This is a genomic window from Acinetobacter lwoffii (assembly GCF_024129855.1).
Lineage (GTDB): Bacteria > Pseudomonadota > Gammaproteobacteria > Pseudomonadales > Moraxellaceae > Acinetobacter > Acinetobacter lwoffii_L.
In genome coordinates, this window is sequence record NZ_JAMXXC010000013.1 from 1 (window position 1) to 10,513 (window position 10,513).

Sequence of the window (10,513 nt, forward strand, 5' to 3'; positions counted from 1 at the left end):
TTACCCGCCGAGGTTAATAAACCCTTTTTATTTAATGTGAATGTTGGGATTTCTAAGTTATTTGCGCCATAAGTTCCGGCAGAATTGTTCACATCATTTAAGGTAAGGTTAATTGATGTATTCGCTGAACCATCAAAACTAGCACTACCCGCACCATCACCTATCAATGAGATTGTACGCGCTGTAGCAAGTTTGGTTGCCGTTGAAGCGTTACCGTTAAAACCGCCTTTAGTTGATAATACTCCGCTTTGGTCTAGACTCATTACTTGGGTGTAACTACTTTCGTTTCCATTCCACCAATCAAAACCACCTGCACCCCCACCTCTATTATTAATAAAGTCAGTTTTACCCAATCCAACATTTCTATTCCATGAAAGGTATGCACCCTGATCTGATGGGGAATAATCACCCGCACCAGTGGCATGAAGTGTAATAGCTTTTATACTACCAGTAGTCGTAAGATTGGGTGCAGTTAAACCGCCAGTTAATGTACCGCCAGTTAACGGCAATTTAGTATTATCCTCAATCGTAATATTAGCTGTACCATCAAAGCCCACACCGTTAATTGAGCGAGCTGTGGCAAGTTTAGTCGCTGTGGCAGCATTTCCAGTTGTTGATTGATTACCTGTCGTGTTCACGCCTGGAAGGTTGATATTTGCTGTACCATCAAACGATACCCCGCCAATAGTGCGAGCAGTTTGCAATTTAGTAGCTGTAGCAGCGTTACCGTTTAATGCACCATTAAATGTAGGAGCAGTTACAGTGCCCGGAAAGCTTGTATTACCAGCATCATCCAATAATTTTGCTCTACGTATTACAGCATTTGCAGTAGTTCGCTGCGAAGCATAAATCTCTGCATCTTCATCATCAGTAGTACCAATTTCAACGTATCCTTTATCTACACCATTATTACCTACTGCAATGAATCCGCCATCCGTAGTAGTACTAGCTTGAATAAGCTTCTTAAATGCACCTACTTGTTCTCCCACATTTGTAACAGTGATTGTATCGCTTACATTTAAACTGCCTGTAATTGTGCCGCCAGCTAATGGTAATTTAGTATTATCCGCAATGGTAATGTTGGCGCTACCATCGAACGAAACGCCATTGATCGTGCGAGCCGTTTGGAGTTTAGTTGCAGTGGCAGCATTCCCGGAGGTGTTTTGATTGCCCGCAATATCTACGCCAGGTAGGTTGATTGCAGCCGAACCATCGAAAGCAACTCCCCCAATCAGGACAGCCGCCGCCAATTTTGAAGCGGTTGCAGCATTCCCGGAGGTGTTTTGATTGCCCGCAATATCTACGCCAGGTAGGTTGATATTTGCAGTACCATTAAAGCTTACACCGCCAATCGTTCGGGGTGTTTTAAGCTGTGTTGCAGTTGAAGCATTTCCTGTCAATTCACCAGTTAAGCCACCTGAAAAAATCGCCTTATTTGTGAAAGTTTTAGCGCCAGAAATAGTCTGAGCCGTATCAGTTGTCACATAAAAAGGATGAGCATTTCTATCTGTTTCATGCTCCGCAAGCAGGGAAAAAGTCGAGCTTTGATCAGTATCCTTAACGATATTAATTTTATCAATATCCGTTGTAGCAATTACCATGTCATAGGTAAACACTAGATCAATGCCATTAACCATCTGGGCAATATATCCAGTCCTCACCGATGTATAAGCAATTAAAATACTGCCCACAAGCCCAGGCTCACCGGACCATAAACCGATTTCCGTGACGTTATAGTTTTCAATCCCCGGCATTGTGGCCATAATCCGAACCTGATCTGGTCCGATCTTATTGCCGTTTTGAATCTTTACTGATTGCTTTGGTAAGCTTAAAAGAGATTCCTCACCCGTTGGTAGGCGGTTTCGAGTACCAAATTGCAAGTGTGTAATATCAAGCTTTGTACCTGTATTTCCACTATTCCAGAACGCATCTCTACCATCTAAAGTAAGGGTTAATGCTAAGTTAATTGCCATTGTTATTCACCAATGTACCTTTTGCTATGAAGTGCGCTCTTAGTCCACTGTTATTTGCAAATAGGAATGTCATGCTTGAACGGGTCGATAGGGTTTTGAAACGAATCTCAGGAACAAAACGAGCAGCCAGGATTGACTGCACACTGCTTGCAATACGCTTAATTGATTCATCTGCAAAAGAAGAATCAATATCCACATACACACGCGATGTTAGGTAATGATCTGGCAATAGAGAATCACCAGGCTTATATTCAACAAGTTTGGTCGGATAAGGCTCATGAATACTGTGCTGCAGTTGGATAACTTCTGCCAAACTACCGAATAGCAATTTCACATAAACCCGCAAGATATGGAGGCCGCGCTTTTGAACGTCCCCCGATTTCCAGGCGCGATATAAATATCGGGTCGTGGTTTCTTCAACATTACTTTGCAGCAATGAAATACCATCTGTATTGATACTTTTCCGCACCAGGTCAAAGCTACCTAAATGCGGTGAACCCAGTACGAAAGCGTTAAAAGTTGCCTCACCTAAATGGGTTTTAAACAGATTGATAAATAGCTCTTTGATTTCTCGTTCAAAAGAATTATTGGTATAACTCTTTTGAAGTGGGGTCATTTGAGGGATAACTGAGGCCTGAAAGTCGAACATTAGAATCCGACCCCCCAGGAGTTTGTAGATACGTTTTCTACATTCACCACAATGTTTAACTTACTTACATCAATGTATTGCCAAATTTCAGGATAGGCATCAAACTGGCTTAGATCCTCAATAACAATTTTCAAGTCAGCACTACCGACCGCTAAGGCCGTTACATTTTTTTTAATATGGTTATAAAGATCTTGGTATTTAGGTTTTGCCTTACCTCTACTCATTACTACTGAATCTTGGCCATATTTATCTAAAACAGCTGATTGAATCTGTTTCTTAACCACATCCTGATCATAAGAAGTAGAAACGTTGGCAGTAATGGATACGGCTATTTCCCGAACCAATGGCTGGAAAAAACGTACTCGATAGGTGTCATCAGCCTTATAAACAGCAGTCTTAATACTTTGCTGCAATGGGGTTAATTGAGTAACTTCCGTAGGTTTTTTACCTGGGGCGTATAGATCATAACTTTCCTGGCCAGTGTCACCTACCACAGCAATAAATAGACTATTAATATTGTCCGTACTTGGCGCTCTAGCAATTTCTTCCGCTGCCTCATTCCAGACAGATAGAAAGGCTAAATGAGGAAAATTACTGCGAATTAAATAATCAAACTCACCTAAATAAACGGCGTTTTTATTATATACGCTTGGATATTTGGTTAATTCGCGTAAAACCGCTGTAGAAATTGGTGCCTCACCGACTGTTTTAACTGCATCAATTGAAAGTTTTACATAGGCATCATTTAGAGATTGATTTACCTCAAAAACAACTTGATCCCCTTGTAAGTAGGAATCAACTAAACCGAATGTATAAAAGGCCTGGACTGTAATTTGTGCATTTTTAGGAGGTTGAACGCCGACAATACCCTTATAACCAAAGCGCACATAAAAGTTTTGCTTTTCATCAACTTCAATATGGAAAACTTTTTCATCAGCATTAATCGCAACATACCTATCACTATAGGTATATTCATTACCAGCCTCATCAAAAACGCGAACGCCTGATAAAAGTGATTCCTCATGCTTCATAGGCAAGGGAATCTCATAAAATGGTCGGCTTTCAGTCACGGTATGTACTGTTTTAAGGTCATATAACTGAGTAGCTGTAACATAGCCAGTGCTTTTAGCATTTACACTTACTGAACTATCCACTCTTAAAGATCGACCACTAGAATCAAGTAGAATACGCCCCGCGCCAATTGACACGGCTTCTACTGCATCATTTTCGATCTTGATAGATAGCACGGTCGGTACTGCTTTAGGGATCACGCCCCGCATGGCCGCATCTGCAAGTACGGTGCTTTGCTTGGTTTTTTCAAAAGGCTCTGCCTGAGCAACTTCCAGTTGTGCTGAGAACATCGAAAGCATCGTTGCTATCGCATCAATGTGTTGTAGTAGTCGAGGGTCCTTTGCCTGGTACAAAATCTCAAGGGTTGGATAATCACCGATAGTTGCAAAAGCAGACTGCGAAAATTCTTGTTTAGTGATCATAATTTCAGCCTATATTGAACTTGCGCCCTGCCACAGACAAAATCACTTCCGCACCATCAGTACCTTTAGGAACTGAGTACATATTGACTGCATCAGGGGGTAAAACTTGCAAAATATCAACGTCTTTTTGCAGTTTTTGAATGAATGAATTTCCAACAACCACAGTTTGCGGTTGCTGTAAAAAAGATTTGAAGTTTTGTCCGTAGGGACTGCCTAAATACCCATTCATCGGGGTTTCAGTCCAGTGGCCTACCATTTCGGCAACATCATGCCCATTTAAAGTTTTCATGCTTTAAATGTGGCACAATGTTGTTTGAGGTTTTTTCTGGTTTTCCTGTTTAGATCAGGTCGGGCTTGAATAAGCGCCAGTTACAATGTGAGCAATACGTCTGTCTGATAAATCTCTCGATACATCATCGATTGCCTTATTGGAATCCTGGGCCGTTTGAGTGCTTGCAATTGGTGTGCTAACTTTCGGGGCCTCTGCAATAGGTGGTGCCGCTGACACGTTCACAGCTGGTACTACTGGGGTCTTACGTGGAGCATATTGCGCTACCCCTGGGCCTTCGGCACTGCTTTTGAGCATAGTTACAACGGCATGTTTAATATTTGACATGCCATCAAAGTTATTAACGGTCTGCATCAAGCTTTCAATAGAGTTAGGGTTTACTTTTTCCTCTGCCTGGGTCGCATCCATTGAAGCGGTCACAGTTTCAGTCTGAGGTGCATTAGCTGTGTTCTGATCCGCTTTGGGTGCCGCCGTACTGGTTGCCTGGCCTTTCCCTTTTTCCGCTATAGCCGCTTGAGCAGTTTGCGCGTTATATCCCGGTCTAAATGGAATAGCGGTACTTGTTTTAGCAGCAGCCTTAACCTTGTACCCTCTGCGTTTTGCATCATGCTTTTTCCAGTCAAAGCTATTGCCATTAGAAAGGACATTCTGGCCGTAGGCCCATCTAATATAGTCTTTACCCAGTGTTTTTGCATAAGCTTCGGGGTCCAGATTTGGGCTTTCCGAAAACAGCTTTTTAGTTGCCTTGTATTGACCGCCATCAATCTCTTTTTTAACAAATTCAGCTTGAGCGTCTAAAGCGGCCTGGCTTCTCACCATTTTACCGTCTTTGATCAAGCCCTTGCTTTGCATGTGTTCCTCTAAACGCTTGGCTCTATCGCCCTGCCAGGAGATCATACCCATATTCACAGCGCCGTTTGCCGCATCCTTGTGATAGCCATACAAGTTTTTAGAGTTATAGTCATTTTCACGACCAACTTCTGCGGTTAAGGCGATTGCCTGGTTTTTGGTAAATCCAGCTTTCAGAAATGCGTTAAGTACACCTGTTTGATTGGCATCTTGTTCTTTTGAAGTGCTAAGCGGCTCATTATTAGTGTCGGCCATATTCTGAGCCTGGCTAAAAACGCCACCTAAATAACTTCCTTCAAACATACCGCCGAGCTTTTCTTTAAATGAGTTTGAAACATCATTCACCGCTGCTTTTAGGCCATCGGCCCATCCAGCAACGGTCTTTTTCATGTCATCAACATTCTGGGCAATATCTACCCCAGTTTTAGCCTTAATTGCTTCATTTAACTGGGAGGCAAGCTCCCCTAGACTGGTCCATACTGTATCGAGCGCGCCACCAACAACAGCTGCAGTCGTGGCCCAAGTGGATTTAATAAAATCTGTAGCCGAGGTGAACGCGCTGCTCACGTTTTGCCACATAAGTTGAGTAGTATTAACTACCGCATTCCAGCCACCTTGTAAGCCCGCAACCATGCCGGACCATACCGATGAAGCCAGACTGGTAAAGTCACGCCACATAATACTCATGGCATTTACGCCAACGTCCCATCTATAGGACATGCGATCAATAAAACCCGATGATCTTAGGTCATTGACCCAAGCACCGAATTTATCCCCCAGGATTCCCCCTAGTTTATCGCCACCTATACCGCCCAGGACTGCGCCAACAATACCGCCGACCAAAGTACCGACCAATGGGACCACTGAGCCGACCGCCGCACCAGCTGCAGCACCACCAAGCGCACCACCAACACCGCCAACAGTAGAACCGACCGCCGAGCCGACTTGCTTAGTCTTAGTCTCTCTGGTTTCATCATTTTCAGAAATATCGTAAAGCTCTTTACCCAAAAAGCCCGCCGACATTAAAGCCCCAACAATTGGCAATTTCTTTAATATCGCCTTACCCGCGCCTCCTTTAGTAGAGCTATCCTTTACGGTACCAGCTGGCCCGCCGGATTTATTGCCGGGGTTTTTCGTGCCTGGCGAACCGATCCGATCCGCAAGCTTCTTTAAGCCAATTGCACGGGCAAGAGCCTGTAAAGCTTTGAGTAATGGGCTGAAAAATGAACCTAAAAACCGCAACGGCGTTGCTAATGCCTGGAATCCTTTAACCAGCAATCCAGCCAATGCACCCATAAACGCCAGGAACAAAGTCGCCATTAACCCATGATTGGATGCAACCTCTGGACCCTCTTTCTTTTCAATGTTTGAAAGTAGGCGCTGCTCTCGCTTGTTGGCCAGCTCATCAGCTCTTGCCTTTTCAGTATTTTGCTTAAAGAAACGTCTATACCAGCGATCCTGGCCACGACTTACACCACCATTGCCACCAGTGAATAATTTACCCAGGCCGCGACCAACTGGGCTTAATACCCCTTTGATTTCCCCCATGGCCTGAACACTTGGGTCTGCCTGTTCATTGTCCTGGGCTAAACCGCCGATTGCATCTGAAATTTTGCTACCGACATTTTTAATCTTAGTGCCGATAGAATCCTTTTCAGCACCGACCTTATCCGGTGTATTACTTTCAGAATTGGTCCCTTTTGGCAAAAATTGGCCATTTGCACCGCGATTTTTGGGAGTGCTAATTGCTTCTTTTGCCGAGGGGCTGGCAATAAAACGGCCTTTTTCATCACGTTTTGCAGCTGTTTTTGAGCTGTTATTGACCGTTGTTTGAGTAGAAGGACTGGCAATATTTTCTGCCTGTGAGGAACGCTTATAAACCGTATTATTTAAAGTGTTCTGCGTTATATCCTGATTATGATTTTCAACACCAGGGCCATCAGTCCGGGCATTTTGAATAGATAGACTATTCGCCACATTTCGGACTTGAGGGACTTTAACGGCTTCACCCGGATTGACCGGAGAAGTAAAGCGACCATGTGCATCACGAGGCTGGAATTTAGCTGCTTCATTCTGGCCATTCTGGTTGACAGCATGATTATCAAGCTGACTGGCAATTAGCCTATCCAGATTAGCAAACGGGATGCCTTCCTTCTTTATTTCCCTTGCACCAGGTACACTTATTTTATCGGGTGCCTTGTCTGCATTTTTTTCATTTTCAGCGGCAAGATTTGTACTAAATGCACTTGTGAGCTGATCTAAGGAATCAGGAGAAATATCAACAACAGCATCCTTCTTTAAGAGCTGCTTAATCTCTGATAATTCGCCGTGAATATCTGACAGCTCATCATGTAGATCAGTTAAGTTGATCGGCTTTCCTATCAAAAAGCCTAATTCATCGGATTTTAACCCTGACATTTTACTACCTTCTAAATGAATCAAGTTGAGTGAAAGTGAGGGTCACTTCTTGCATGGCCTGTTCTCTGCGGGACAACTGCACCTCATAAGAGGCCGCACGATATAACCCCTTATTAGTAAAGGCATCTTTTGAGTTTTGACCATTCACCACAGCATGTAAGACTTTAATTGTGATTCCATAACTGGCTGGCACACCAAATGTTCCATCAGCAGCCACGACTGCAGCACATTGCTGCTCAAACCACTTCTTAATCGTTCCCGCCTTATCATCCATAGTTGTGATACGAATCTCAGTAGCTTCGGCCCCGGTCGGCGCATCAATAAATCCACCACCGACCCGCCGTTTTTCGCCTGAAATATTCATCGGGTTTAAATCTATGTCTGTGACAAATAGATTCATCTTTTTGGAGAAATCACCCGTTAAATTACTTTCAACCTGAACAATAAAATTGTTTTTTCTGGCACGACTAAGCGCAATAAATTCACGGTACTGGGCTTTTTCAGGAATCCCCTTAAAGCCCCCGCCAATCTTGTTAATCCAGGTACTTATTTGCTTTTTGATTAATGATTCTGCTTCACTCACCTTGTCTGAAATGTATTGCCCGGCAAACTCATTCGCCACAAAACTAGCCAGGTCTGGTGTAATACCTATTTTGGCCGCCTGATCGAATAGAGGGCTGGCCAGTGAGCTATTCATGGTCTTGTTAATAGCTGATCCAACAACAGACTGAGCGCCTTTAGTAATTGCGCTCACCAGGCCCGATTGTTTGGATTTTTTCGCAATGTTATTGTAGAGGCTCATTTTCATCCCCTTTAACATCAACAATTGCGCTGTATAGCTGAGCAATATCTTCATCAAGCAACATAGTCTGCATCAGAAATTGCTTCATCATTTCCTTATCAGCGCCCAGGTCCTTAAATTGCTGCATGGCCTGAACCAACATCAAGCCGCCGTTCATTGCATTGGCACGGGTCGCCTGTTTTTCGTTTTCTAGCGCACTAATGGACCCATAGAAATTGATTGAAAAAGGACGGTCATTTTTATCAAAGACAAAGCCGTATTTTTTATACGTGTGAATATCAATGATCGAATCATAAAATTCAGCCTGGGCCGTTCTAATGGTCCGTGAGCTTTCCCCAATTTGGGCCGATGTTCTGAAAAATCCACCTTCACCCAGGCCACCCGCCAGCTGATCGGCAAAGCCAAGCATGGACAGATCCACACCCATTGAACCGGACAGTAAGCGCGCATGTAGCATAATGTCCTCAATTGACACATTGGCACTACGCTGGCCGCCTACGTTGCCCGTAACCTGTGTGAGCTGCTTTTCGCTGAATACTGGGACCACATGACGAATACGCTCCATGACAGGCCTGTTACGCTTCACAGCGTTTTCAGCAATTTGCTTAGACTTAATCAGCATCTTTTTCATGGATTCCAGGAAGCGTGATTGCTGGCTTTTATCCATGCCTTCAAGATTCACTGTGAGCAGCTGCTCATCGATTGAATCCATCCACCGCTGACCAACCAGGCCAAGCAATGATGATGTGAGGTTGTCATACGGCGATTCAGCCGAATATAAGAGTGAGCCGCCGACCATTGCGGGCATAAGTGGCAATTCATCCATATCATCGATTTCAAGCGCATAGCGCATTGATTTTTCGACCACACCAACTTGAGGTATCCACTGGGTACGGGGCAGCTTCATTCGCGCCATTTGGAGGGCATCGAGGCGCTGGAAATTCTTTGCACCGGAGGAAACAGCATAGCCGACCGTGCGACTGCCACGTTCAAACGGTTGGATCAATGTAGGGCGTACCAATTCACCAATATAAAGATCCTGAATGCCATTTTTGTTGGAGTGAACCCGGACATAAGAATCACCAAAAGCAGCAGCCAGGTAGCTACTTGTATAAGCCACTTTGTTAAATAGCGGCACCAGGTCTGCCCTGATTTCGTCTATATACTTCATGCGCTTATCGTTTTTCGCCAGGCCTGGTTTTGTCTCCAAAAATACCAGGTCCCCGCTTGTCTCATGGCCACCCAAAGCGGAGGTTACAAGGATCTTTAAGGCCGTGGAAATGATCGGGTCACTTTCCATTAAGGCCCATTTGTCATAGATATTTTGACGAGTTCTAGCAGTCCTGGAACCACTAGATAATAAAGAGGCAACTGTAGTCGAACCGGACCCGTACAACGTCAGATCGGTCTGAGTGATTTCATTGGCGAGTGGCAAATTTTCCGAACCCCATTTTTTAGCAGAAATGCCAAAGTTGTTTAGAAAATTACCGCGCCCTTTCGGAGAATTAGATACATTTTTCATCATTCCACGATAAACGCGGCCCATGAGTGAAAACGGCAACTTTTCCTATATGCAAAAACAAGAAGGCCCGCTATTTAAACGGGCCTTCCAGGGTTATGAATTGAGGGCTTTCCCTTCCATGTCATCATCGATCAAAATGATTTCCTCACCCGTCTCTTTATCGACTAAAAAGGTCCTGGTACCCACAAACTGAGTGGCCAGATAATCATTCCTAAATTCATCAGCCATAATGATTGTCTGTAAGTCATTATCGCCGCAATAAACCGCGCAAAGTTGCGGATAAACTGGCGCGCCAAAATCAAAGCCATGCTTATGCAGCACCGCTTTTAAGGCTGGCCAATAAACACCATAGTCCAGATAACGAGCCGGGTCCTTTGCTAAACGGCGTTGAATTACACCAGCCGCGAACCCTTCCAGGTTAGAAAAACCACGATTTGCCTTGAGTGAAGCAGCCGCATTTGCGGCCACCTCATCAATATAGGCCTTATCGAATAAAAATTCAGAAAATGCCATTAGTT

7 protein-coding genes and 1 pseudogene are annotated in these 10,513 nt (G+C 44.1%); all 8 read right to left on the minus strand.

From position 1 onward, the window contains the following. Positions 1-1,973, minus strand: a pseudogene (locus NI465_RS10470) (hypothetical protein); the annotation flags it as partial. Next, positions 1,963-2,622 (minus strand): hypothetical protein, encoded by a 660-nt coding sequence (locus NI465_RS10475; protein ID WP_200004020.1) that lies wholly within the window; start codon positions 2,620-2,622, stop codon positions 1,963-1,965. The pseudogene NI465_RS10470 and the gene NI465_RS10475, both read right to left, overlap by 11 nt. Then, positions 2,622-4,115 carry a hypothetical protein gene (locus tag NI465_RS10480; RefSeq protein WP_253145215.1) on the minus strand — a complete coding sequence of 498 codons (1,494 nt, stop codon included), beginning with the start codon at positions 4,113-4,115 and terminating at the stop codon, positions 2,622-2,624. The genes NI465_RS10475 and NI465_RS10480 overlap by 1 nt, the downstream gene beginning before the upstream one ends. A gap of 4 nt (positions 4,116-4,119) precedes the next feature. Then, the gene (locus tag NI465_RS10485; protein WP_253145216.1) at positions 4,120-4,404 is read right to left on the minus strand and encodes a hypothetical protein; all 285 of its coding nucleotides are present in this window, start codon (positions 4,402-4,404) and stop codon (positions 4,120-4,122) included. Between the two features lie 54 nt (positions 4,405-4,458). Then, complete coding sequence (locus tag NI465_RS10490) at positions 4,459-7,671, minus strand: phage tail tip lysozyme (RefSeq protein ID WP_253145217.1); 3,213 nt, start codon at positions 7,669-7,671, stop codon at positions 4,459-4,461. A gap of 4 nt (positions 7,672-7,675) precedes the next feature. Then, complete coding sequence (locus NI465_RS10495) at positions 7,676-8,473, minus strand: hypothetical protein (protein ID WP_200004016.1); 798 nt, start codon at positions 8,471-8,473, stop codon at positions 7,676-7,678. Continuing rightward, positions 8,457-9,644, minus strand: coding sequence for a hypothetical protein (locus tag NI465_RS10500; protein WP_253145218.1), 1,188 nt, complete (start codon positions 9,642-9,644; stop codon positions 8,457-8,459). Before NI465_RS10500 ends, NI465_RS10495 begins: the two co-directional genes overlap by 17 nt. A 444-nt stretch (positions 9,645-10,088) precedes the next feature. Beyond that, positions 10,089-10,508, minus strand: a complete 420-nt coding sequence (locus NI465_RS10505; protein ID WP_200004014.1) for a hypothetical protein — start codon at positions 10,506-10,508, stop codon at positions 10,089-10,091. Positions 10,509-10,513: the final 5 nt, after the last annotated feature.